The organism is Tenacibaculum geojense (assembly GCF_042676005.1).
GTDB lineage: Bacteria > Bacteroidota > Bacteroidia > Flavobacteriales > Flavobacteriaceae > Polaribacter > Polaribacter geojense.
The window spans coordinates 1-24,340 of sequence record NZ_JBHTJR010000019.1; the positions used below are offsets into that span (position 1 = coordinate 1).

Annotated in this window: 24 protein-coding genes; 11 read left to right on the top strand and 13 right to left on the bottom strand. The window is 28.6% G+C overall.

The features are described 5' to 3' along the window. Positions 1–83 precede the first annotated feature (83 nt). The 11 genes from ACFQ1U_RS03035 to ACFQ1U_RS03085 all read right to left on the bottom strand — a co-directional run bounded on the left by ACFQ1U_RS03035 (position 84) and on the right by ACFQ1U_RS03085 (position 13,087). On the bottom strand, positions 84–302 hold the full coding sequence (locus ACFQ1U_RS03035; protein WP_386105181.1) for a hypothetical protein: 219 nt from the start codon (positions 300–302) through the stop codon (positions 84–86). A gap of 85 nt (positions 303–387) precedes the next feature. Continuing rightward, the gene (locus tag ACFQ1U_RS03040; RefSeq protein WP_386105183.1) at positions 388–1,680 is read right to left on the bottom strand and encodes an HlyD family secretion protein; all 1,293 of its coding nucleotides are present in this window, start codon (positions 1,678–1,680) and stop codon (positions 388–390) included. Between the two features lie 41 nt (positions 1,681–1,721). Then, the gene (locus ACFQ1U_RS03045; protein ID WP_386105185.1) at positions 1,722–1,955 is read right to left on the bottom strand and encodes a hypothetical protein; all 234 of its coding nucleotides are present in this window, start codon (positions 1,953–1,955) and stop codon (positions 1,722–1,724) included. An 11-nt stretch (positions 1,956–1,966) separates the two neighbouring features. After that, positions 1,967–2,179: a hypothetical protein gene (locus ACFQ1U_RS03050; RefSeq protein ID WP_386105187.1), complete on the bottom strand. Its 213-nt coding sequence runs from the start codon at positions 2,177–2,179 to the stop codon at positions 1,967–1,969. 80 nt (positions 2,180–2,259) lie between these two features. Continuing rightward, the gene (locus ACFQ1U_RS03055; protein WP_386105189.1) at positions 2,260–4,446 is read right to left on the bottom strand and encodes a peptidase domain-containing ABC transporter; all 2,187 of its coding nucleotides are present in this window, start codon (positions 4,444–4,446) and stop codon (positions 2,260–2,262) included. 54 nt (positions 4,447–4,500) lie between these two features. Further along, positions 4,501–4,689, bottom strand: coding sequence for a hypothetical protein (locus tag ACFQ1U_RS03060; RefSeq protein ID WP_386105191.1), 189 nt, complete (start codon positions 4,687–4,689; stop codon positions 4,501–4,503). Positions 4,690–4,803: 114 nt separating this feature from the next. Beyond that, positions 4,804–6,381: a vitamin K epoxide reductase family protein gene (locus ACFQ1U_RS03065; RefSeq protein WP_386105193.1), complete on the bottom strand. Its 1,578-nt coding sequence runs from the start codon at positions 6,379–6,381 to the stop codon at positions 4,804–4,806. A gap of 41 nt (positions 6,382–6,422) precedes the next feature. Continuing rightward, positions 6,423–9,155, bottom strand: coding sequence for a CHAT domain-containing protein (locus ACFQ1U_RS03070; RefSeq protein ID WP_386105195.1), 2,733 nt, complete (start codon positions 9,153–9,155; stop codon positions 6,423–6,425). After that, positions 9,136–9,654: a hypothetical protein gene (locus ACFQ1U_RS03075; RefSeq protein ID WP_386105197.1), complete on the bottom strand. Its 519-nt coding sequence runs from the start codon at positions 9,652–9,654 to the stop codon at positions 9,136–9,138. Before ACFQ1U_RS03075 ends, ACFQ1U_RS03070 begins: the two co-directional genes overlap by 20 nt. Positions 9,655–9,993: 339 nt before the next feature. Beyond that, positions 9,994–12,678: a CHAT domain-containing protein gene (locus ACFQ1U_RS03080; protein WP_386105200.1), complete on the bottom strand. Its 2,685-nt coding sequence runs from the start codon at positions 12,676–12,678 to the stop codon at positions 9,994–9,996. A 1-nt stretch (position 12,679) separates the two neighbouring features. Continuing rightward, entirely contained in the window at positions 12,680–13,087 is a 408-nt protein-coding gene (locus ACFQ1U_RS03085) for a hypothetical protein (RefSeq protein WP_386105202.1), read from the bottom strand. 78 nt (positions 13,088–13,165) lie between these two features. Between ACFQ1U_RS03085 and ACFQ1U_RS03090 the strand changes: the two genes are divergently transcribed. From ACFQ1U_RS03090 to ACFQ1U_RS03110, 5 genes are all read left to right on the top strand, one after another. Then, positions 13,166–13,726 carry an RNA polymerase sigma factor gene (locus tag ACFQ1U_RS03090; RefSeq protein ID WP_386105204.1) on the top strand — a complete coding sequence of 187 codons (561 nt, stop codon included), beginning with the start codon at positions 13,166–13,168 and terminating at the stop codon, positions 13,724–13,726. Then, positions 13,723–14,511: a tetratricopeptide repeat protein gene (locus ACFQ1U_RS03095; RefSeq protein WP_386105206.1), complete on the top strand. Its 789-nt coding sequence runs from the start codon at positions 13,723–13,725 to the stop codon at positions 14,509–14,511. The genes ACFQ1U_RS03090 and ACFQ1U_RS03095 overlap by 4 nt, the downstream gene beginning before the upstream one ends. 48 nt (positions 14,512–14,559) lie before the next feature. Next, positions 14,560–16,095 carry a YifB family Mg chelatase-like AAA ATPase gene (locus ACFQ1U_RS03100; protein WP_386105208.1) on the top strand — a complete coding sequence of 512 codons (1,536 nt, stop codon included), beginning with the start codon at positions 14,560–14,562 and terminating at the stop codon, positions 16,093–16,095. A 72-nt stretch (positions 16,096–16,167) separates the two neighbouring features. Continuing rightward, entirely contained in the window at positions 16,168–16,578 is a 411-nt protein-coding gene (locus ACFQ1U_RS03105) for a hypothetical protein (protein ID WP_386105210.1), read from the top strand. Between the two features lie 71 nt (positions 16,579–16,649). After that, entirely contained in the window at positions 16,650–17,651 is a 1,002-nt protein-coding gene (locus tag ACFQ1U_RS03110; protein WP_386105212.1) for a TlpA family protein disulfide reductase, read from the top strand. Positions 17,652–17,724: 73 nt separating this feature from the next. Here ACFQ1U_RS03110 and ahcY read toward each other — a convergent pair whose 3' ends face one another. Then, positions 17,725–19,041 carry an adenosylhomocysteinase gene (gene ahcY, locus ACFQ1U_RS03115; RefSeq protein ID WP_386105213.1) on the bottom strand — a complete coding sequence of 439 codons (1,317 nt, stop codon included), beginning with the start codon at positions 19,039–19,041 and terminating at the stop codon, positions 17,725–17,727. A 63-nt stretch (positions 19,042–19,104) separates the two neighbouring features. Here ahcY and ACFQ1U_RS03120 point away from each other — a divergent pair, with 63 nt between their 5' ends. From ACFQ1U_RS03120 to arfB, 6 genes are all read left to right on the top strand, one after another. After that, positions 19,105–19,731 (top strand): 4'-phosphopantetheinyl transferase family protein, encoded by a 627-nt coding sequence (locus ACFQ1U_RS03120; RefSeq protein WP_386105215.1) that lies wholly within the window; start codon positions 19,105–19,107, stop codon positions 19,729–19,731. Between the two features lie 86 nt (positions 19,732–19,817). Beyond that, positions 19,818–20,804, top strand: a complete 987-nt coding sequence (locus tag ACFQ1U_RS03125) for a hypothetical protein (protein ID WP_386105217.1) — start codon at positions 19,818–19,820, stop codon at positions 20,802–20,804. Between the two features lie 31 nt (positions 20,805–20,835). Then, positions 20,836–21,096, top strand: coding sequence for a thiamine-binding protein (locus ACFQ1U_RS03130; RefSeq protein ID WP_386105219.1), 261 nt, complete (start codon positions 20,836–20,838; stop codon positions 21,094–21,096). Then, positions 21,080–21,703 (top strand): nicotinamide riboside transporter PnuC, encoded by a 624-nt coding sequence (pnuC, locus tag ACFQ1U_RS03135; RefSeq protein ID WP_386105221.1) that lies wholly within the window; start codon positions 21,080–21,082, stop codon positions 21,701–21,703. The genes ACFQ1U_RS03130 and pnuC overlap by 17 nt, the downstream gene beginning before the upstream one ends. Then, entirely contained in the window at positions 21,673–22,326 is a 654-nt protein-coding gene (locus ACFQ1U_RS03140) for an AAA family ATPase (protein WP_386105223.1), read from the top strand. Before pnuC ends, ACFQ1U_RS03140 begins: the two co-directional genes overlap by 31 nt. Then, positions 22,326–22,727, top strand: a complete 402-nt coding sequence (gene arfB, locus ACFQ1U_RS03145) for an alternative ribosome rescue aminoacyl-tRNA hydrolase ArfB (RefSeq protein ID WP_386105225.1) — start codon at positions 22,326–22,328, stop codon at positions 22,725–22,727. The genes ACFQ1U_RS03140 and arfB overlap by 1 nt, the downstream gene beginning before the upstream one ends. Positions 22,728–22,729: 2 nt before the next feature. Here arfB and ACFQ1U_RS03150 read toward each other — a convergent pair whose 3' ends face one another. Continuing rightward, positions 22,730–24,271 carry an acyl-CoA carboxylase subunit beta gene (locus tag ACFQ1U_RS03150; protein ID WP_386105227.1) on the bottom strand — a complete coding sequence of 514 codons (1,542 nt, stop codon included), beginning with the start codon at positions 24,269–24,271 and terminating at the stop codon, positions 22,730–22,732. Positions 24,272–24,340 lie beyond the last annotated feature (69 nt).

Consider the following 24,340-nt stretch of genomic DNA (forward strand, 5'->3'; position numbering starts at 1 on the left):
ACCAGAGAAGCTAGCTTCTCTGGTTTAAATATATTTTTTAAAACTGTCAACCTATTTTAGGACGACTCACATGTAAAAAAAACCTAATAACATACTGGACTAGCTCCGGGGCCAGGTGTATAACAAGATCCGGATGCACAATCGCTACCTTCTGAACATGGACATCCACCAGGTGTACGTCTTCCATTTACTCTATCATAACAAGGGTCATCAGCATGCGTAAAAGGAATCCCTCCACCATAAACTGTTTTTTGATGTGATTTTTTAAGAGCTTTTCCTAAATTTAAAATTGATTTTTTCATAATAATTAAAATAATTTAAATGATCAAATCCTTGAACATTTTAAAGACACTCAAGGCTTATGTGTATTCTTCGCGATGAATATTGTTAATTTATTAAGCTTGTAAACTGATTAAAAAAACGCTGTATAAGACGTAAGTCTTTAGTAATTATATTAGCTGTTCCAATCATTTCTTGCTTAAAAATGATTTCTTTATTGTAAGTAGTAATGAGTTTATTAGGCAACAAAACATCTATTAGATAATTATTATCATCATCTGGCAATAATGATATTTCATTAACTTTACCTATTAATTCTCCATATTCATTAGACGGATAATTAGCAATACTAATTTGTACACTTTGACCTAACTTAATTTTACCAGAATTTAAAACTGGAGCTTTAATTTTTGCAATAAAACGATTATCATCAACAGACGGTATAACTGTAAAAATTAAATCATTTGAATTTACTTTTTGATTTTTATTCCATACTGAAAAAAAAGATACACGACCTTTTTCTGAGGAAACAAATGCATATTTTAATAACCAATCATTAACAGCATTCTTTAAATACAAAAATGATTGCAATGCTCTATTTTTTAAATTAAGGCTTTCTTGTTTTTCTTTTATAATTGTAGAAACTTTATTATTATTTGAACTGTTGATTAGATCACGAGTTTGTGAAATATGATTTAATAATGATTTATAAGATTTTGTTGCTTGCAAGAAATCTAATTCTGCTGTTTCTAAAGATTGTTGAGAAATTACACCTTGTTTGAATAAATACCTATTTCTTTCTAAATCTTTTTCTTTAAATGCTAATTCTTTTTTACTTAAATCTTGTTGATTAATTAATGTTTTTAGTCTGTATTGAGCTTCTATAACGGATAATTTATCAACTGTTTTTTGTGATTCAAAAGGGGCTAAACTTGCGTTTAACAAATAATTATTATAATCATTCTCAAATTGTGAAAATACTGGCGTTATATCTCCTAAAATAAGTGGAGGTAGGTTTTGAATTGGAAATTGAAACTCATTATTGTAAATATCAATTGAATCAATAATACTTTGTAAAAATAATACGTCTTTATAAGAAGCACTATTTTGAATAATTGCTAACACTTGGTTTGAAGCAACTCTAGAATTATTTTCTACTAAAATAGCATCTAACTTTCCTGATGATTTAGCATATAATTTTTCTGGGGGTAATTGCGTAGTAATTACAGCATCTGCTGTAATAATATCGGGGTACTTTATAAACCAAGAAAGGCATAATAAAAAAAAGATTATAACTAAAACCAAAGTGTTACCCCATCTAATCATCCAATTAGGAACCTTAGTCAATATCTCTTGAACTTCTTGACTTCTTATATTATCTATAGAAATGTTGTTAGGCATATTTAACAATTTGATTAAAGAAGGGGCATAGCCCCCTCTTATTAATTAACGCAACATCTTCCGTCACTCTTAATTTCTCCATAACATCTTGATCCTGGAAATGGATCTCCCCAAGGCGTAGAACCTGTAGATGGATAAGAACACTCTCCACCTCCATGTGTTTCAAATGATGATGTACATGGACATGGGTTTTTAAACTTATCACGTCCGCCTAATAATTGTTGTTGTTCAGACTTACTTAAAGCCTTTCCTAAATTTAAAATTGATTTTTTCATTATAATAAATTTTAGGCGCAACAAACTCTATTTTTAACTGTACCTCTTACAATTTCACCCGATGGTGATCTGAAAGCACATCTTGCACCATCTTCATAGCAATCATTAACACCACAAAAATAAAAAGGACCAGAACATAACTGTAAAGACATTCTTCCTCCTGTTAATTGTTGTTGTTCAGACTTACTTAAAGCTTTTCCTAAATTTAAAATTGATTTTTTCATTATAATATGATTTAAATAATTAAATCCTTGAACATTTAAAGACACTCAAGGTTTGTGTCTATTCTTCGCGATGAATATTTTTATTTTCCTAACTCTAGTTGATTTTTAACTAAGTGATAATAACTACCTTTTTTATTAATTAATTCGGTATGATTTCCTACTTCAACTATTCTGCCCTTATCTAAAACTACTATTTGATGCGCATTTTTAACTGTACTTAATCTATGAGCGATAACAACAGCCGTTTTATTATTGAAAAAATCTTGTAATTTCCCCATAATTACTTTTTCATTATTAGCATCTAATGCTGAAGTTGCCTCATCAAAAAATAAATATCTAGGGTTTTTATAAACAGATCTAGCTATTAATAAACGTTGTTTTTGCCCTGTGCTTAAACCGACTCCTTCACTACCTATTTTGGTATTTATACCTAAAGGCAACCCTTCAATATAATCTTGAATATTTGCTACCTCAATTGCATGTAGTAATTTATTTCTATCAATAAAATCTTCACCTATAGCAATGTTTTTGGCAATAGTATCATTAAATATAAAACCCTCTTGCATAACAACACCACAAGTAGCTCTCCAAGATTTCTGAGATATGTTATTAAAATTAAAACTACCTATATTATAATCACCCTTATCTGGTTTGTAAAAACCTAACAATAACTTCATTAAAGTTGTTTTTCCACTTCCACTAACTCCAACTATTGCAGTAGTTTTGTTAGCAGGAATAACAAGTGACAACTCTTTAATTACAGGGCTTAGAGCTCCTGTATAACGAAAAGATATATTATTAAGAACCAAGGGAGCATTTTTAGGGATTTCTTTTAATTTTTCTTCGGTATACGGTTCTTCGTCCTCCATATTATGAATTTCCCCTAATCTATCTAAAGAAATTTTAGCGTCTTGTAAGTCTCTTAAAAAATTAATTAATTGAGTTATTGGTCCATTTAACTGACCTACTATATAACTTATAGCCATCATCATACCTAAAGTTATTTCTCCATCAATAACAAGTTTAGCTGATAATATAGTAATGAACATATTTTTAAGTTCATTAATCAAACTAGACCCAACACTTTGAGTCTGCTCTAATGATAAACTTTTAGTAGCAACCTTAAACAACCTAGCCTGTAAATACTCCCAATTCCAACGCATTTTACGTTCAGCATTATGGAGCTTTATTTCTTGCATACCATTAATGAGCTCTATAACTTTACTTTGCTCTTGACTAACTTCTGAAAACTTTTTATAATCGAGTTCTTTTCTTTTTTTAAAAAAGAATAAAACCCAGCCAAAATACACAACACTACCTATTACAAATACACCAAAGATTGATATATTATAATATATTAAGACAACACTAAATATTAACAAGTTAAAAAATGAGAATAGAACTGTTAAAGATGATGTAGTGAGAATCCTTTCAATACGTTTATGATCATTAATTCTTTGAAGTAAATCACCTGTCATTCTCACATCAAAATATGATATTGGCAACTTCATTAATTTGATAAAAAAATCAGAAATTAGAGAAATATTAATACGCGTACTAAGGTGAAGTAATATCCAACTTCTTATAATCTCTAAAGATGCTTTACCTAAAAAAAGAAATAATTGAGCAATTAATACAACATATATAAAATTGAGATCTTTATTTTTTATTCCAACATCTACAATACTTTGAGTTAAAAATGGCAATATTAACTGTAATAAACTTCCCGCTAATAAGCCTATAATAAGCTGTAATACAAAACGTTTATATTTAATTAGATATTTAAATACAAAAGAAAATCCAAAACTATTATCCTCTTCAAATTCTTCATCATAAAATTTAGCGGTTGGCTCAATAAATAAAGCGATACCCTCTTCAGTATTTTCATCTGCATTATTATCTATCCAATGATTAATAAATTCTTCTTTTGATAAAACGATTCTTCCATGAGCTGGATCTGAAATATACACTTTATCTTTTCTTATTTCATATACAACAACATAGTGATTTTTATTCCAATGAATAATACATGGTAAAGGAGCTTCTTTTAGTTTATTAAAACATAACTGCATTCCCAAACTTTTTAAACCAATACTCTCTACAGCCTCGCTTAAACCAAGTAAACTACTCCCTTCTCTTGTAGTTTCACTTAACCGCCTAAGCTGTTGTGTATTGATCATCTTACCATAATACTTAGCGATAATCTTAATACAAGTAGGACCGCAATCTTTCGATTCGGTTTGTTTATAATGTGGAAACTTTTTCAATGTTTAAATATGAATAACAGGTTAATATGAGGGGCTAAGCCCCTCATCATAGAATTAATAGGTACAAAGTCTTCTATAGTCTTCGCCTTCAAAACAAGTTCCATAATATGGCCCATTTTTACAACACCCCATATTACCAGGACAATCTGAATTTGTATAACATAATTCAGACTTACCTCCATTTATCTGAAGTTGGTTAGCTTTTGTTAATTCAACACCTAGTTTTTTAATTGATTTTTTCATATTCAAAAAAATAAAAAGTTAATTTTGTAGTGAACATTTTGAGACACTCACTTTTTGTGTCTATTCTTCGCGAGAGAATATGTTTATACAGGTAATGCCCCTTTGGGGCATTACTCACGTTATATTTTGTTGAATGCCATATTTTTTTGAACAACTCTCATGTAAATCCTCTATAAAAAATAATAAATCATTTCTTTTATATTCCTTTGGATAGGATTTACCATTCACTAATAATTCTGGTGTAAAATTTATAGCATTCCTCACACACCATTCTTTTTGTGATTTTACTGTATTAGGATTTAAGCTATCATCAGATTCCCATTTAATTAACCAATCTTCATAATTAGCCCCTTCGTAAATTTCACTCATTGCTTCTAAACATATTACTTCATTTCTATTAAAGTAAATATCGTTTAGTACAGAGGCAACCTTTAATCCTTTAGAGTTATCTTTTGAAGTGTCTACATTAAATCGAATAATAACTTTAACTATATCAGAATATACTTCTAATATTTTTTCAACAGTTTTATGAACCGGCTTACAATGACCACAAAAAGGATTTGTGACCACAACAATTTCTAACAACGCATTCTTATTTCCTAAAACTATTTCATTACTATTTGTTATAACGGTATCGTATGTTTGTGATTTTTGAAGCATTGTTTCAAACAAGTCAAAATTTCGTTTGAATTTCTGAGATTCTAACTTATCTGATTGTAAACTGACGTACTCATCAATTAAAGGTCTTGCATTATACCAAATAATGAAATTAAGAACAAAAACTAAAGATGAAGCTATAAATGACTGTAAAGTATAATCTGCTGATGTAAGCGACAAATAAGAGACTAATGTTTGTAATACTAAAACACCCGCTATACTTAAACATAATAAGCACCACGATTTAATTACCTTATACTGATAAATTAAAGAATAAAATATAACTGGAATTGAAAGAAAGCTGATTAACATAGCATTGTTATAGTTGAAAACTGATAACAATAGGTTACTTAAGAAATAAACAATACTTAAATCACTCAACTTAAGTCCGAAAAATAAATTTGCTCCCTTAGAGCTTAAAACAGCATCACAATCTTTCTTTTCTGAATTACCCGAACAAAAAGCGTCACCAATTATTGTAGAGTCTCCAAGCTCTTGCCTTATTATACTATAACTTATTAAAGAACCTAAAGCTGATAATAAAAAATAAATTAATTGCGAGTAACTAATTAAAGAATTATAGAGGTAGGCAGAAGTTAATATTAACCCTAGTCCTAAAAATAAAAAGTTTAAGCCATTATTTTTTCTTTTAATATCTTTATTAAGTTCTGTCTTTTCAACAGCTAAAATAACACCTGTGAAATCTAATAAAAAATCTTTTTTACTAATGTATGATAATTCATCACTAAATATCGAATAGTTATCAGACCTCTTATTAACATAATATAAATCATCTCCTTTATCTGTTGATAATTGAGCTATAAAACTGCTTGGTAGTTGATTTAATACATCTAATGTGGTTGGTACTTCTGCTGCAATATTCTCTATACCAAAATGATCTAACACACCCGTTATTGAGTGTAAACTCGGGTACGAAGGATGAGATTTAATTTGAAAAGCTAGTTCTTTAGCATCAAAGCTAATCTTATTACTTTTCAATAATTTCTTTGTAATAGTAATTAATTGATCTTTCAAACCTAAAGTATTTATCCTTAGGTTCAATAAAAACTCAAATGTTACCCTCTTTTTTTATAAAAAATAAACAATAGGGTTAAAAATGTTATCAACACTACAACAATAATATTTTTATAACTATAATTATTAATTGCACTTACATCTCCAGTTATTACAAAAGAAGCCCAATAATACGGTGACTGATCTGAAAGTGTGTGGTTTAACAAATACGTCCTTTTAGCATCATTTAACGCTTGAGATTTGGTTTTATTCTTATTAAGTCCATCATAAAAATGATTCATTATATAAGTTGTTGACTTATCATTTACATTCCAGAGCGATGAGACTACCGCTTTAACACCAGAGGTAAAAAATCCTCTAGATAAACTAAAAACCCCTTCACCTTTCTTTAACTCACCTAAATTGGTTTTACATGCGCTTAGTGTCACTAAATCAGCTTGAATATTTAAACCATATAGCTCATTTACTTTCAATGTATCTTTATAAAAATAAATTTCAGGACTTTTCCCTGGCTTTGAATGAGTCGCCAAATGAATTAAGTTAAACTCATTAACTTTTGCTAAAAAGTTCTCTTTTGTAGCTTCTTTATTTAAAAAAACTTCGGAATTGAATTTCTTAGATAACTTTTCCACTTCTTTTTGAGTTGATAATAACTCATCATGAGAACTATCAAAAAAGCTTACGGGTGCAATACCTAATAGCTTATTTGAATTGTTATTTTTTAAATTATTATTTTCTTTAGTGAAAAAGGACCATGAATATGTATATTCTAGATCATGATTTAATAGTAAATAAGCTAAATCTTTATTATTTTCACACAATGTTTCAAATGGGAGGTTTTCAAATGATATATCTGGAGAAATAATAAGTCGTCTCTTTTCACGTAATACATTTCTAATTTCTTCAGTAGGAAAAAAACTATTGAAAAGAATATTAGATAAAATATTAAAATCTTTAAACTCACTTTTTGTTTGTAAAGGTTTAGATAGGTACTTTTGGTAATCTTCTATATTATTTTTTAACCCACTATAATCTGTAGTCTTGTAACAGTAAACGTTTTGTTTGGTTACTACAAGAATAAATAGTTTTTCTTTATCTAAATCGATTCTATTAGTTATAAATGAAATAAAAACACTATCATCATCAATTGAACTCTGAATATGATTAATTTCAGATTGTTTAAATTCAAATTTCTTATTGAAAGTAGAAGGATAAAACTGGCTAACAGAGTCTTTAAAACGATTGAAATTAAGTTTAATATCTAATAAAGAATCTCGTAAAATTATATTTTGTTTACTATCAAAACTTATGGCTTCTTCGATTTTAAAAATTTTATTTTTAAAATTTCTAATGCTATTTGTAATTTTAACAGGTAACATTGTAAGACCTGATTGACTTTTAATTTCAGACAATAATAATTCAGCTTTATTTTTTTCTATAAAATAAAGCATACTATTATAATCTTTTAAATATTCTGATGCTTCTACACCTAGAAAGTATACATCAGACATTGTTTCTCTCCAGTTTAATTTACTGTCTATATTGGTACTTTCACCAATGATGTAATTTGATACAATATCACAGGTTTTAAGTAAACTAATGGCACTAAATAAATCTTCTTTATTTTTTTTATCCTCATAACGTTTAATTAAAACCTGTGCTTTTCTTTTTAAAAAACCAATTAGGTAAATTTTATTTTTAACATTAATCAACTTAGAATGATCTATTAAGTCTTTTCCTTTTGAGTATTCAAAACCTAAGGTTAGATCGATTGACTTATTAATGTATTCTAGAGCACTATCATAGTCTTTATGCTTTAAATAATATTCACTTAAGTTTTGTGTACTTAATGCTTTTGTATGGCTACTATTAATTGAAAACTTTAAACTATTATTTAAATATAACCTTGCACTATCATTATTTTTTAAGAGATTTAATCTACCTAAGTTATTATAAGCAAGCGAAATTCTTGTAGAATCAACAATTTTATTAGCGAAATACAAGCTTTTCTTAAAAAAAACAGAGCTTTTGGAAAAATTATTAATCGGAGATTCATTTTCTTTTAACTCTAAATCTGATAGAATTAAATGGGCATTTCCTAAAGCATTATTTACGATATAATTATTTTTATCTGATTTTAAATCATCGATATCATTTATAATTTCATCTAAATTGCTTAATAAATTTAATGCTTTATTTATTGACTCTTTATCTCTTATTAATATAAAAGTGTTTACATTGTATATATAAGTATTAAATAAAGATCTGAATGCTTCTTCTTTTTTTAAAATAGGTATTGCTTTAGAGTAATAATCTAAAGCTCTATAAAAATCTCCATTATCTCTATAGCATCTTCCTAATTCAGCAAAAGCAAGCCCTTTATAAACTGGATAATTATTCTGGTTTATTAATTCAAGATAATGTTTAATTGCATTTTTACAATAACCTAATTTATGATTAAAGAGTCCATTGTAATATAAAATATGAATATAATGTTGATCTTTTTTGTTTATACTTTTGCACAGTGATATACCTAGGTCCGCATATTTGATAGCTAAATCTACTCTACCTTTTCTATAGAAATAAACTGAGTAATAATCTGCTTCTAATATTTTAACTTCAATTGCGTCTTTACTATAAGCAAATAAAGAGTCTATTTCAGACTCTTTATAATTTTTATTATTCTTGTTATAGTTTTCAAAATAATTTTGACTAAAACTATTAGTAGTAAATAATAAGATTAGTAATAATAAATTATTTTTTGCATTTTTCATCTCCTAATCTTACTTCTTTGGCAGTACATACAATTGGTTCACTATCATTAATTCCATCTGAGGGATTCTTGTATTGAAGTGGCAACTCATCATAAATTTCTTTTATAATTATTAAAGTCCAGAACTCCACATTAATATCTACGTCACATTCTTCAACATAAAACAGTTTAAATCCATTTATTCCTTCTGAGTAATATCTACTTCGTATCTCGCTTTTTTCTTCATCAGATGTGCCATCAGCATATTGAACCTTCACAGCAAAATATTCATATTGTACCGTCGCGTTTTCGCTAGAATATCCTTCTTCGTATTCAAAGCCTGGTAATTCATCATGAGTTGTTGGCTTTACTCCATCTTCAATATTAATATCTCTAGAAAATAAATCATTTTTTAAATCTTTTTCAATTGACTCAATCTCTACTAAATTTTCTTCATTCTGATTACACCCGTAATTTAATATTAGTAAACTAACTATTAAATAATATTTTATCCTGTTCATACTTTTTTGAAATTAGTTTATATTCAAAATTTAGTTCCAAGTAATAAATTTTGTTACCCAACAAATGTATAAAATTATATTTTTAATAAAAATTGAAACCATTTATAAACAAAAAAAGCAACAAACTCTAGATTGTTGCTTTTTATTATAAATTCTAACTAAAAACTTTTAATAAAATTTAGTCAAAGTGATTATTAAGATGAAAGATATTATGTAATTATTGTGAATATTTATACTTCTTCATAGCATTTTTGATCTCATAACTATTCTCCCCCGAAATATCTTAATAGTCTAAACTATATCTTATAATCAACTAATAGTTATGTAAAAACAAAAACGTTACCCTCTTTTTTTTAAAAAAATAATTATTAACATAAACAATAAAATTAAAACACTAATTAACAAATAATTAAAACTATTCAAATTAATAGTATTTGTATCTCCTATTAGTATAAAAGATGACCAATAATAAGGTGATAATTCAGAGAGTGAATGTTTAGATAAATAATCTCTTTTAGCATTATTTAAAGCCTTAGATTTGGTTTTCCCTGCTTTTAATTCTTTATAAAATGACTCCATTATAAATGAACTAGATTTATCATTTACGTTCCACAAAGAAGAAACAACACTTTTGGTTCCAGAAGTAAAAAAACCTCTTGATAAATTTAAAGTTCCTTCTCCAACTTTAGTTTCTCCTATATTTGTTTCACAGGCGCTTAAAACCACTAAATCTAAATTAGATTTGTATACATATAAATCTGACAAGTCTATACTTGTATCTGAAAAATAAATTTTTGGTGTTGAATTTGAAGTTGCATGTGTTGATAAATGAATAACATTACTTGTTGCTAATTCTTTGATAAAATTAGCCTTAGTAGCTTTATTTTTTAAATATAGTTTTGCATTCAGAATGGAAGAAACACCCACTGCTTCATCATAAGAACTTGATAAATTGTTAAGGTTTAACAAACTAAAATCAACAGGAGCAAAAACACTTACTGAAGAATCAGTAACTTTTCTATAATTATTATTATTCGTTAAAAAAGTAAAGGAATATGCATAAGAAACATCTAAATAATGTATTAGATAATCATTTAGTTTATCTGACACTACTAACGATTCGAAAGGGAAGTTTTCATATTTAACATCAGGAATTATGTATAAATGTTTACCTTTTAATTCTTTTAGTATATCATCTGGGAAAAATAATTTAAAAACATGTTGAGCAGCTTTTTTAAATAAATTTAAATCAACTGAAGACTGTAAAGGTTTTAAAAGAAACGACTTATAAATTGCTATTTGTTCTAAATCATGTTTAGTTAAATTAACTAAGAAATTAGTAACTTTTAGATTTGTTGAAAATAATAGTGATAAACTAGCTTGCTGTTCAGACATTTTGTTGATACTAAAATGTAAATAAGCTTCATCTTTTTTTATTTCTTCTTTAAAACTAGTATAACTTACAGGTGAAGTATCTAAAATACTTTCTTTAATATATGGATATATCTCAAATATTGAGTCTTTAAATGCCTCATATTTGTTTTTTGCATCAAAAAGCGCTTCCCTCTGGTTGACAGTTAAATCATTATTCACTTTACTTTTTTCTATAGACAGAATTATATTTTTCAAAGCCTGCTCTTTAGCTAAAATTGTTTCAGGCAGCTCTAATAATCCTGAATTTTGAATAATACTTTGTTGTAATAAGAATGCTTTATTTGCCTCGTTAAAATAATAAAGAGATGCTTTGTCATTCAATAAATTTGAAGCCTCAATGGCTAAATTATATATACTTGAAACTTCTGATCTCCATAAAAACTTTGTTCTACTGTTTTTAGACTCATTAACTAAGGTTTTTACAACTTTTTCGGCAAATAGAGATGTTTTTACTAAATCTTTTAAATATTCTTTTTGGTTATTATTCTTGTATAAATAATAATAAGATTTTAGTAATTCGAATAAGGCTTGTATTAGTGACCTCTTATCTTTTGCTTTTAAAATTTCATTAGTTGAGATATCAATTAGAAAATTACTGTCTTCAAAGAACAAATTATTTATAATAGATTTTTTTGAATTTTCTGCAGATAATTTATACTGTTTCTTCTTATAATAGTAATTTGATAAATTTTCGAGAACCCTAAACTTAAAATCATCATTATTAATATCAAGTGACTTATTTAAAAAAAACAAACTACTATCAGATTTTGCCTTAGCATATAATTCTCCTTTATTCATCAAAACGTTAGATTTAAATCTATTGTCATTTAAAGAATTACAAATAGTTATTGATTTATTATAATAAGTCTTAGCTTTCTCAAAATCATAAAGCCAATCTGATGAATAAAAATTACCAAAAGTATTATACAGTAACTTCTTATAATTTTTAATTTTCTTATACCTTGATAAAGGTACTAAACTGTCTGCTTTTTTTAGATAAACTAACCCGGAAATCATTGCTGATTTAGTATTTGTTTTATTACAGTTATCAGCATACCTAATACATTGCGAAATAACACTAATTTTTTCTCCATGTTTTTCTAACAGTTTAATCCCTTTTTTAAAATAATCTGAAGAATTGTAGTAATCCCCTTTTTTAAAATAGCATTCCCCTATTTGACAATAAGATTGTGCTATTTTACTCTGATAAATATTTGTTTTAATAGCTTTACTATAAAAACCTATAGCTTTATTATACTGATTTTTAAAATAATAATATCTTCCTAAGTTATATAGTATGTTAGTGTAATCGTTATTGAATAATTCGTTTTTATCAAGAACATCTAATTCAAGTAAACCATATTTAATAGCCAATTCATAATTTTTCATTTTGTAATGGTAAAATGAAAAATTATGTGCTGCTTTGGCATATAGCGAATCTTTTTTAGGAATAGAAGTTAATATACTATCTATTGTTGATTCGTTTAATTCTAATTTATTTGAAAATTGTAAAATATAATCTTTAGAATACTGAGCATTTACAGATGTTACAAATAAAAAAAAAACTAAAAAAAATTTATTATTTATCAAACTAATTAATTTTTATCTTCTTGTTGCTTTCAAAGGAAATCTTCACATTACAAGATTGTATGGCTAAATTTAAATTATTAAAAAAAAGGTACAAATTGCTGTTTGGATGTCCTTCTTTCGGATCTGTATTTTCAAGATCTCCTCCATTTCCTGGAATAGGATATGAAAAATTATACAACTCAATCATTTCTGTATTTGGCACCCCAACCAATAATCTAATTTCTTTTATGTCTGCACCCATAGAACTCGCAAAGCAAAGTCTTTTTTGTTCTCTTATTTGTAAATTATCTTCAAAACTATATGTAATGTAAACCTTTATAGAGTCTTGATTGTATAAAGTTTTTGATTTGAAAGCTAAAATTGATATAATTAAAAAAAAGAATATGAAAAAAAAAGTTAACTTTTTCATAGTTATGTATAATTAGTTTTTAAAATTTGTTAGCCAACAAATGTATAAAATTATATTTTTGTACTACATCAACTATTTATGGATACCAATTTATACATAAACGGTCTTGTAAAAGGTGACTCTAAAATTATATCATCTATATACGACACCACTTTTTATAAAATAAAACGCTTTATTATCAATAATAAAGGAAACGCTGAAGATGCCGAAGATATTTTTCAAAAAGCATTGTTACAATTAGTAGTTAGGGCAAAAAAGGAAGAATTAGTCATTAACACTAACTTTGAAGCCTATTTTTTTACAGTTTGTAAAAATTTATGGCGTAGAGAATTAAATTTACATAAAAAAAGGGTAACAGATTCAGGAGTTGTGGAACTTATAAGTGAATCAAACGAAAACTCTCTGGCCATTATTGAACAAAAAAGACAAGAGTTATTTATAGAAAAACTAAATGTAATATCTGAAAACTGTAGATTGATATTATCTTTATTTTTTCAGAAAAGAAGCTATGCTGAAATTGTAGCAAAAACAGATTATAATTCTGAAACTGTGGTAAGACAACGCGTATTTAAATGCAAAAAAAAACTTACCGATTTAATAAAACAAGATGCAAGGTATAATTCACTAATAGAGTTATGAGTTTAGAGGAAGATATATTGATAGAGAAATACTTGAAAAATGAGCTCTCAGATAATGAAAAAGCTTCTTTTTTAGAAAAAGTGAATACAAACCCTGAGTTTAAAGCTCAGTTTATTTTAGAAAAACAGCTTTTTGAATCTTTAAATGAAGAAGATTGGAGTTTTATAGAAAACCCAAACAAAGATGAAATTGAGCAATATACTGCTATTTACAAAAGTGATGATGTTAAAAAGGTAAAAAACACGATAGAAAAAGTGCTAATCAACAAAAAACTTAAAAAAAAGAATAAAACTATCTTTTTCTCATTAGTTGCTGCATCTTTTACTTTATTAATACTTTCTACCCTTTTCTTTTACCAGAACACAGATCTAGATGCATTGTATAAACAAAATATAGCACTCAACGAATTGCCCTCTTTTGTTACAAGAGATGTTGAAAACTCTCAAAAAAAGTTAATCAAAGCAGAAAAACTTTTCAAACAAAAAAATTATAAAGAAGCTATAAATAACTTTACTCAAGAATATAGAAGCAACAAAACCAATAGTAATATTTTCATTTATTTAGCTATTGCCTACATAGAACTATCCAAATATGAAAAAGCTGAAAATATTTTAGACGCTTTAATTAAAAGTGATTTAATAGATGCTGAAAAAGGATATTGGTATAAAAGTTTACTTTATATAAAATCTAAACAAGTAGATAAAGCCAAAAAAACTTTACAAAAAATAGTTGATAACTCTCTGTATAAAAAAGAAGAAGCTATAGAATTATTAAGCATTTTGTAAAATGACATTCATACTTTTTCTTTATCTTTCAACAAAAAAAGAAAAAGTATGCTAGTAAAAACCTATGGCAGCGCTGTTTTTGGCGTTGAAGCTACTACAATTACTGTTGAAGTTAATATTGATAAAGGAATTGGCTATCACTTGGTAGGACTCCCTGATAACGCTGTTAGAGAAAGTTCTTACAGAATTTCAGCCGCACTAGCAAATAACAACTTTAAACTTCCTGGTAAAAAAATAATCATAAACATGGCACCTGCTGATATTAGAAAAGAAGGTGCTGCTTATGATTTAACAATAGCTATTGGAATTTTAGCAGCTTCTAACCAAATTAACTCTCCCGCTATTGAAGAGTATATTATTATGGGCGAACTTTCTTTAGACGGAAGTTTACAACCAATAAAAGGAGCCTTACCTATTGCCATAAAAGCTAGAGAAGAAGGTTTTAAATACTTTATTTTACCTAAAGAAAATGCTAAAGAGGCTGCTATTGTTAATGACCTCGAAGTTTTAGGTGTATCTAATATTTTAGAGGTTATTAATCATTTTAATGAAACTGAAAAAATTACACCAACCATTGTAGATACCAGAGCAGAATTTTACAAAAATTTAGAATTCCCAGAATTTGACTTTGCTGATGTAAAAGGACAAGAATCTATAAAAAGATGTATGGAAATAGCAGCTGCAGGTGGACATAACATCATTTTAATAGGTCCTCCAGGAGCTGGGAAAACTATGCTAGCCAAAAGACTTCCTTCTATTTTACCTCCAATGACTTTACATGAGGCATTAGAAACCACTAAAATTCATTCAGTAGTTGGAAAAGTTACTAATACAGGACTTATGTATCAACGTCCATTTAGGTCACCTCATCATACTATTTCTGATGTAGCATTGGTAGGTGGCGGACAATATCCACAGCCTGGAGAGATTTCCTTAGCTCATAATGGAGTATTATTTTTAGATGAGCTTCCTGAGTTTAAAAGAAGTGTATTAGAAGTGATGAGGCAACCATTAGAAGATAGAGAGGTTACTATTTCCAGAGCACGTTTTACCGTAAATTATCCTAGTAGTTTTATGCTAGTGGCAAGTATGAATCCTAGTCCATCTGGTTATTTTAATGATGAAAACAGCCCTGTAACCTCATCACCTGCTGAAATGCAACGTTATTTAAGTAAAATATCAGGTCCGTTACTCGATAGAATAGATATACATATTGAAGTTACACCTGTTCCTTTTGATAAGCTATCTGATGAAAGAAAAGGAGAAAATAGTACTGAAATTAGAGAACGCGTTACCCAAGCTAGAGAAATACAATCAGCAAGATTTAAAAATCATGAAAACACACATTATAACGCTCAAATGAGCGTTAAACAAATACGAAACTATTGCAAACTATCAACAGAAAGTAAAAATTTATTAAAAAACGCCATGGAGCAACTTAATTTATCTGCTAGAGCTTACGACAGGATTTTAAAAGTTTCTCGTACAATTGCAGATTTAGATGCTTCAGAAAACATTCGACCCAACCATATCGCAGAAGCTATTCAATACAGAAGCTTAGATAGAGAAGGTTGGCTAAGCTAACTTACAATGAATAAACACAACTATTGCTCCTTAATACAACAAAATAGCATTCATAGAAAAACCAGTTGGCTAATGAACATTCTTGTTTCTTTAGACCAATTAGGAAATGCCATAGCTATGGGAAACCCAGATAATACCGTTTCGGCAAGAATTGGGTATTTTATGCATAGCCAAGAAGGAAACCCTAGTAATTACTGGAAGGTTTTAGAAAGTATAGTGGACTTTTCTTTTAAACCTATAGATGGAATTAAACATTGTTTTGTTGCTTACTGCCATGATAAAAATGAAAAATATATTGAAGGAAATATACTATCTAAAATTATTCTAGCTCTTTTAGTAATAATATTTTGTATTCCTTTTTTAATTATAGTAATAAGGATTATTGCCATAATTTTTCCTAAAGCTAAAAATGATTATGAAATTAATGGTGAAAAAGTATCTATTCAAAAAATGAATATTTTCAGAAAACTAAATTGTAATTAACAATTTCTACAGAATAAAAAACCATATAATTGCCGTACTTTTACACTTTCCCTTCAAACTATATATTTAAAATGAAAAAAATATTTTATTTATCAGCAATTGCATTAACTGCCATTGCATGTACTAAAAATGATGCTGTTACTTTTTCTGGAAGTATCACTAACCCAAATTCAGACTCGTTGGTTATTGCTAATCCGCAATTTGGTTATACAAAAACTATTAAATTAGACGAAAATGGAAGTTTTAAAGATACTTTACAACTTCAACAAAATGGTTTTTTCTCTGTTTTTGATGGTAAACAATACCTAACAACCTACTTTCAAAAAGGAGATGACATAAACATGAGTTTTGATACTCAAAATTATGATGAAACGTTAACTTTTTCAGGCAAAGGTGCAGAAGAAAGTAACTTTTTAGTTACTTCTACTAACGGACAAAAAGAACTATTACAAAATCAAACTTTATTTAGCTTAGAAAAAGATGAGTTCGAAAGTAAATTAAATGGTTTTGTTACCGACTTTAATAAAAACTTAAGTAATCAAGAGTTAGACAGCGCTTTTGTTGTTACACAAAAAAATTACATAGCCAATTTACAAAATCAAGTTAGTAGAATTTTTGAAGAAAGAAACTATGTCGCTACAGTATTAAGTAAAGGAAAACCATCTCCTGTATTTACTAATTATGAAAATTATAAAGGCGGTACTACTTCTTTACAAGATTTAAAAGGCAAATATGTGTACATAGATTTATGGGCTACTTGGTGTCAACCTTGTAAAGCCGAAATCCCTTATTTACAAAAAATAGAAAAGCAATTTCATAATAAAAACATTGAATTTGTTAGCATTTCTATCGATAGTAAAAAAGATCATGATGCCTGGAAAAATATGGTTAAAGATAAAAACTTAGGTGGCGTTCAATTATACGCTGGTGATGATAAAACGTTTACCACAGCATATAGAGTAAGTGGAATTCCTCGTTTTATTTTATTAGATAAAGACGGAAATATTGTTGATTCTAATGCACCAAGACCTTCTAATCCAAAACTTATTGAAGTACTGAATAACATTCTGTAAACAATATTGAATTTATAAAAAAAAACCGCAACAAATTTGTTGCGGTTTTTTTTATTCTTAAAACTAAAATATTTTAGTATCTGTAATGTTCAGGTTTAAATGGTCCCTCAACTGTTACTCCAATATAACTTGCTTGATCTTCACGTAACTCTGTTAATTCAACACCAATTTTAGCTAAGTGTAATTTTGCTACTTTCTCATCTAAATGTTTTGGTAACATATACACTTCATTTTTATAAGCATCAGCATTATTCCATAATTCGATTTGTGCTAATGTTTGGTTTGTAAATGAGTTAGACATTACAAAACTCGGATGCCCAGTTGCACAACCTAAGTTTACTAAACGACCTTCAGCTAAAACAATAATATCGTTTCCTTTTACATTATACTTATCAACTTGAGGTTTAATTTCAACTTTAGATGCTCCGTACGTTCCATTTAACCAAGCCATATCGATTTCGTTATCGAAGTGTCCAATGTTACAAACAATTGTTTTGTCTTTCATTGCTTCGAAGTGCTCTCCACGAACGATGTCTTTATTTCCTGTAGTTGTAATAACGATATCTGCATTACCAACAACAGTTTCTAATTTCTTCACTTCAAATCCGTCCATTGCAGCTTGTAATGCACAAATTGGATCAATTTCAGTTACCGTTACAATAGATCCAGCTCCACGGAAAGAAGCAGCTGTACCTTTTCCTACATCTCCATATCCACAAACCACAACTCTTTTTCCTGCTAACATTACATCTGTAGCACGACGAATTGCATCTACAGCAGACTCTTTACATCCGTATTTGTTATCAAACTTAGATTTGGTAACAGAATCATTTACATTAATAGCTGGCATAGGTAATGTTCCGTTTTTCATACGTTCGTATAAACGGTGTACACCAGTAGTAGTTTCTTCAGATAAACCTTTAATTCCTGGAGCTAACTCAGGGTATTTATCTAACACCATGTTTGTTAAATCACCACCATCATCTAAAATCATGTTTAAAGGCTTCTTGTCTTCTCCAAAAAATAACGTTTGTTCAATACACCAATCAAACTCTTCTTCATTCATTCCTTTCCAAGCATATACTGGAGTACCAGCAGCAGCAATAGCAGCAGCAGCTTGATCTTGAGTGGAGAAAATATTACAAGAACTCCAAGTAACCTCAGCACCTAAAGCTTGTAAAGTTTCAATTAAAACAGCCGTTTGAATGGTCATGTGTAAACATCCTGCAATTCTTGCACCTTTTAACGGTTGCTCGTCTTTATATTCTTCGCGTAGGCTCATTAACCCAGGCATTTCAGCTTCTGCCAATTCAATTTCTTTTCTTCCCCAGTCTGCTAAAGAAATATCTTTAACTTTGTAAGGAACGTATGTAGCTGTTTTTGTGCTCATATTTTTTGTATATTTATTAATCTTGTATTTGTTATGCAAAATTACAAAATAACTTTCTAAAACATGCCGCTATATAAAACAATCCATATTAACAATGATGCTAAAGTTTTGATTTGGAAGATTGAAGAGTCTTTTGAAACCTTATCTAAAGGAATAGAACTTACAAAAAATAGTGCAGAGCGAGTTAATGGAATGAAATCTGATCTTCATCAAAGAGGTTTTTTAAGTATTCGCCATTTATTGAAAGAAATTGATTACAACGACAGCGATTTGTTTTATGACGAATATGGAAAACCACATCTAAAAGACGGAACTCATATTTCAATAACTCATTCTTTTACTTTTTCAGCTTTAATTATTTCTAAAGAAAATAAAGTTGGAATTGATATTGAAAAAAGACGAGATAAGATTGTAAAAATTGCGCATAAATTTACTCCAATAGAAGAGTACAAATCCATTGCTAACCATGATGCGTTAGTAAGTAAGTTAACCATTGTTTGGGGCGCAAAAGAAAGTTTGTATAAAATTTATGGAAAGAAAAAACTGCTATTCTTGGATCATATTTATATTGAAGATTTCTCTTTTGACACGGATTCAACTACTGGAAAAATATTATACGAAGGTGTTACTTCTGAATACGATATTTATTTTGAAGAAATAGAAGATTTTACCTGTGTGTATGCGCTGTAATTAATAAAAAGAGAGAAAAGAAAAGAGAAAAGTTTTTGGTATGAGTTTTGATTTTGTTCTACTCATAACTTAAAAACTAAATTACTATGAAATTACAATACATATTATTAGTCAGTGTAACAATTTTATTCTTCAATTGTAAAACAGACAAATTAGAACCATTTGTTTCAGAAAACCATTTAGAGAGTTTTCAAACTGAAAAGCCACAGTTTTTTGATTTAGATACTTTAGAGTACAAAACAATTATTGGAAAACACGGTACAAAAATTATGTATTATCGAGAACTCTTTGATACTATTTATAAGGATCCTATTCAATTAGAATTAATTGAATTATATGATTTTAAAGAAATTCTTTATCGAAATATTCCAACCGTAACAACAAAAGATGAATTGTTAGAAACATCGGGAGTATTAAAAATTAAATTTACTTCTAACGGAAAAGAACTTAAAATTCGTAATGGTGAAAAATTAATAGTTTACCCTCCAAAAGGAAGGTTAAAAAACAATGATATTTTCTTGTCAGAAAAAGATTCTATAACTAATATCAAATGGAATATTACTAATCAAAATTTTACAAGAGCAATAGTTAATATTGGTGGTGGACTAACAAAAATTATTACAATTAGAAATGACTCTTTAGAAAATTATAATGAAAATACTGGAAATGATTTATTAGGTGTTTATGATAATAACTCCATAGATATAGATAATGAAATTAATACTTTTTTCGTTTTAGATCAAAAATATTGGAAATGGATTAATATTGATAGATTAGTAAATCCTGAGAGAAAACTCACTTTTAAAATTAAAGAACATGATAACTTTTCTGGTTTCAATATTTACATTAAGTATGAAAACCTAAATTCATTTATTAGTTATTCAGTAACAAATAATTTGTTATTCTTTCCAGACGTCCCAATAGTTGGAAAAGTTAAACTAATTACCATTGGCAAAAATTTACAAGGAACGTTTTATGATGAAAAAAACTTAAATTCAATCACTAATAATTCAGAGATAACTTTAAATATGAAAAAAACTTCAAAACAAAATCTGAAAAAACTATTTGAATAATAGTCCTTATTTTTGTAGTAAATACTATCCAATGAAAATATCAGTAGAGTTAACATTCACACCTCTTCAAGATAATTTTGAAGCACCTATTATTAATTTCATCAAAAAACTTAGAGCTTCTGGTTTAACTATTCTTGAAAATCCGTTAAGCACACAAGTATATGGCGACTACGATAAGGTAATGCAATTATTAACTTCCGAAGTTAAAGAAGCTTTTCAAAACATAGATAATGGATTGCTTCAAATGAAAATTGTAAAAACGGATAGAAGCGATTATGAACCAAATTTTTGATTTTCTTTTCAGTCAATATTCCGAATATGCAACTATAGATATTTGGTTAGAAATCATTGCTGTAATCTTTGGATTTTTATCTGTCTGGTATTCAAAACAGAATAAAATTTGGGTCTTTCCTACTGGAATGATTAGTACGGCCATTTTTGTATACCTTTTATTTAAATGGGAACTACTTGGTGACATGATGATTAACGGTTATTATTTTATCATGAGCGTTTACGGTTGGTTCATTTGGACTCAAACTAAAGACGGACAAGTAGTACATCCTATTTCAAGAACGACTTTAAAGGAAAAGAAAATAAGCATAGCAATTTTTACGGCTACGCTCCTATTTGTTTATCTTGTTTATGTTACTTTCAACAAGTGGACACATTGGACTGCTTATGTAGATACCTTTACTACAGCCATCTTTTTTGTAGGAATGTGGTTAATGGCACGACGAAAAATTGAAAATTGGGTTTATTGGATTATTGGTGATATTATTTCTGTTCCATTATACTTTTATAAAGGGTTTACCTTTACAAGCTTTCAATATTTAATATTTACCTTTATAGCAATAGCTGGATATATAGCATGGAAAAAACACTTACGCAACAACCAATAAACTTAGTTAAAGTTGTACTTTTTGGTCCAGAAAGCACAGGAAAAACTACATTATCTCGTCAGTTAGCACGTTATTACAATACTGTTTGGACGCCAGAATTCGCCCGTGAATATCTTCAAAACAAATGGAATAATGAGCGTAAAATTTGTGAACAAAAAGATATTATACCTATTGCTGAAGGACAAATTCAACTAGAAAATCAATTAGCAAAAAAAGCCGACAAACTACTTATTTGTGATACTGATTTACTAGAGACCAAAGTATATTCTGAAGAATACTATGGCGGTTTTGTTGATCCTAAATTAGATGAAGCTGCTATAAAAAACAGCTACGATATTTACTTTTTAACGTATATAGATACTCCTTGGGAAGAAGATGATTTAAGAGACCGACCTGAACAACGTTTAGAAATGTTTCAGGCTTTTGAAAAGACATTACAAAAATACAACCGCCCTTATGTTTTACTTAAAGGAGATAAAGAAACTCGTTTAAAAAAAGCAGTCGCTATAATCGATAAACTAATTGCTAAAAAAAGCAACTTATATACTTATTCAAATAACTTAATTGATTTAGACTTACATTTTATGCATCAATCTGCCAACACTACTAATTACGATTTATAATGAATATAGAACAACTTCTTAAAGAACTTCAATTTAAAGCTGTAAGAAGCTCTGGTGCTGGCGGACAACACGTAAACAAAGTATCCTCAAAAGTAGTTGTGTTTTTTAACCTTGTGAATTCTGAAGCTTTTTCAGAAGATGAAAAAGAAAAACTAACAAAAAAGCTAGCAAATAAATTAAATAAGCAAGGGATTATTCAAATAAGCTGTCAAAGCAGTAGGTCTCAACACCAAAATAAAGAAGAAGTAATTCAACAATTATTAACTACCTTAAAACAAGGATTATTTGTTCCTAAAAAAAGAAAAGCTACCAAACCTAGTAAACTACAAAAACAAAAACGTTTAAATGAAAAAAAGCGGCTTTCTGAAAAAAAAGAAAACCGCAAGAAATTTAAATTGTAGTATTACAAAGGTATATTACCGTGTTTTCTATTGGGTCTTTCTACCTTTTTATTTTCTAGCATAGCAAAAGCTTTAATTAGTTTTCTACGGGTTTCTTGTGGTAAAATTACCTCATCTATAAAACCACGTTCTGCTGCTCTATATGGGTTTGCAAATTTATCAGCGTATTCTGCTTCTTTTTCAGCTAATTTAGCTTCATGATCGGTAGCTTCTGCTATTTCCTTCTTAAAAATAATCTCACTTGCTCCTTTTGCTCCCATTACGGCAATTTCTGCTGTTGGCCACGCAAAGTTCATATCTGCTCCAATATGTTTAGAGTTCATAACATCATAAGCACCTCCGTAAGCTTTTCTTGTTATAACACTTACTCTCGGAACTGTTGCTTCACTTAAAGCATATAATAATTTTGCTCCGTTGGTAATAATAGCATTCCATTCTTGATCTGTTCCTGGTAAGAAACCAGGTACATCAATTAAAACTAATAATGGAATATTAAAACAATCGCAAAAACGAGTAAAACGTGCAGCTTTTTTAGAACTTTCTACATCTAAACAACCAGCTAAACTCATTGGTTGATTTGCAACTATACCAATACTTCTTCCAGCAATTCTAGCAAAACCAACTACAATATTATCTGCATAATCTTTATGAATTTCAAAAAATGAATTTTCATCTGCTATACCATCAATTACTGCACGCATATCATACGGCTTATTAGCATTATCAGGCACAATGTTTATTAACTCTTCTCGTAACTCCTCTCCTAAATCAAATGGTAACTTTTCCGTAGTTTCTTCATTATTTTGAGGCATATAACTTAATAAGGTTTTCACATCTTCCAAACATTGCACATCATTAGCTGCTGTTAAATGTGTAACACCAGATTTTGTAGCATGGGTACTAGCACCACCTAACTCTTCTGATGTAACCTCTTCATTGGTGACAGTTTTTACTACATTGGGTCCTGTTACAAACATATAACTAGAATTTTCAACCATGATGGTAAAATCGGTCATTGCTGGAGAATACACTGCTCCTCCTGCACAAGGCCCCATGATGGCTGAAATTTGTGGAATTACTCCAGATGCTTGTACGTTTCTATAAAAAATATCGGCATAACCTCCCAATGATCTAACTCCTTCTTGTATTCTAGCACCTCCAGAATCGTTTAAACCAATTAATGGCGCTCTCATTTTCATTGCCAAATCCATAATCTTACATATTTTCTCAGCATGTGTTTCAGATAATGATCCTCCAAAAACTGTAAAGTCTTGAGCAAAAACATAAATAAGTCTTCCATTAACAGTACCGTAACCTGTCACAACACCATCACCGTAAAACTTTTGTTGGTCCATACCAAAATCTGTGGTTCTATGAGTAACTAAAATACCAACTTCTTCAAAAGAGCCTTCATCTAATAAATAATCTATTCGCTCTCTTGCTGTTAGTTTTCCTTGCTGATGCTGACGATCAATTCTTTTTTGACCTCCACCTAATTTGGCTTCAGAAATTTTATCTTGTAATTCTTCTATTTTAGATTTCATGATTGTTCTTTTTGGGCGTTCCCTTCGGTCGGGCTTTCCACTATATCTTTTGTCTAATTTTTATATGTA

What these genes read in the sequence shown, in the direction of transcription:
- ACFQ1U_RS03035 (WP_386105181.1), bottom strand. Translation starts at nt 302, where the DNA reads ATGAAAAAATCAATTTTAAATTTAGGAAAAGCTCTTAAAAAATCACAT.
- ACFQ1U_RS03040 (WP_386105183.1), bottom strand. Translation starts at nt 1,680, where the DNA reads ATGCCTAACAACATTTCTATAGATAATATAAGAAGTCAAGAAGTTCAA.
- ACFQ1U_RS03045 (WP_386105185.1), bottom strand. Translation starts at nt 1,955, where the DNA reads ATGAAAAAATCAATTTTAAATTTAGGAAAGGCTTTAAGTAAGTCTGAA.
- ACFQ1U_RS03050 (WP_386105187.1), bottom strand. Translation starts at nt 2,179, where the DNA reads ATGAAAAAATCAATTTTAAATTTAGGAAAAGCTTTAAGTAAGTCTGAA.
- ACFQ1U_RS03060 (WP_386105191.1), bottom strand. Translation starts at nt 4,689, where the DNA reads ATGAAAAAATCAATTAAAAAACTAGGTGTTGAATTAACAAAAGCTAAC.
- ACFQ1U_RS03070 (WP_386105195.1), bottom strand. Translation starts at nt 9,155, where the DNA reads ATGAAAAATGCAAAAAATAATTTATTATTACTAATCTTATTATTTACT.
- ACFQ1U_RS03075 (WP_386105197.1), bottom strand. Translation starts at nt 9,654, where the DNA reads ATGAACAGGATAAAATATTATTTAATAGTTAGTTTACTAATATTAAAT.
- ACFQ1U_RS03085 (WP_386105202.1), bottom strand. Translation starts at nt 13,087, where the DNA reads ATGAAAAAGTTAACTTTTTTTTTCATATTCTTTTTTTTAATTATATCA.
- ACFQ1U_RS03090 (WP_386105204.1), top strand. Translation starts at nt 13,166, where the DNA reads ATGGATACCAATTTATACATAAACGGTCTTGTAAAAGGTGACTCTAAA.
- ACFQ1U_RS03095 (WP_386105206.1), top strand. Translation starts at nt 13,723, where the DNA reads ATGAGTTTAGAGGAAGATATATTGATAGAGAAATACTTGAAAAATGAG.
- ACFQ1U_RS03100 (WP_386105208.1), top strand. Translation starts at nt 14,560, where the DNA reads ATGCTAGTAAAAACCTATGGCAGCGCTGTTTTTGGCGTTGAAGCTACT.
- ACFQ1U_RS03105 (WP_386105210.1), top strand. Translation starts at nt 16,168, where the DNA reads ATGAACATTCTTGTTTCTTTAGACCAATTAGGAAATGCCATAGCTATG.
- ACFQ1U_RS03110 (WP_386105212.1), top strand. Translation starts at nt 16,650, where the DNA reads ATGAAAAAAATATTTTATTTATCAGCAATTGCATTAACTGCCATTGCA.
- ahcY (WP_386105213.1), bottom strand. Translation starts at nt 19,041, where the DNA reads ATGAGCACAAAAACAGCTACATACGTTCCTTACAAAGTTAAAGATATT.
- ACFQ1U_RS03120 (WP_386105215.1), top strand. Translation starts at nt 19,105, where the DNA reads ATGCCGCTATATAAAACAATCCATATTAACAATGATGCTAAAGTTTTG.
- ACFQ1U_RS03125 (WP_386105217.1), top strand. Translation starts at nt 19,818, where the DNA reads ATGAAATTACAATACATATTATTAGTCAGTGTAACAATTTTATTCTTC.
- ACFQ1U_RS03130 (WP_386105219.1), top strand. Translation starts at nt 20,836, where the DNA reads ATGAAAATATCAGTAGAGTTAACATTCACACCTCTTCAAGATAATTTT.
- pnuC (WP_386105221.1), top strand. Translation starts at nt 21,080, where the DNA reads ATGAACCAAATTTTTGATTTTCTTTTCAGTCAATATTCCGAATATGCA.
- ACFQ1U_RS03140 (WP_386105223.1), top strand. Translation starts at nt 21,673, where the DNA reads ATGGAAAAAACACTTACGCAACAACCAATAAACTTAGTTAAAGTTGTA.
- arfB (WP_386105225.1), top strand. Translation starts at nt 22,326, where the DNA reads ATGAATATAGAACAACTTCTTAAAGAACTTCAATTTAAAGCTGTAAGA.
- ACFQ1U_RS03150 (WP_386105227.1), bottom strand. Translation starts at nt 24,271, where the DNA reads ATGAAATCTAAAATAGAAGAATTACAAGATAAAATTTCTGAAGCCAAA.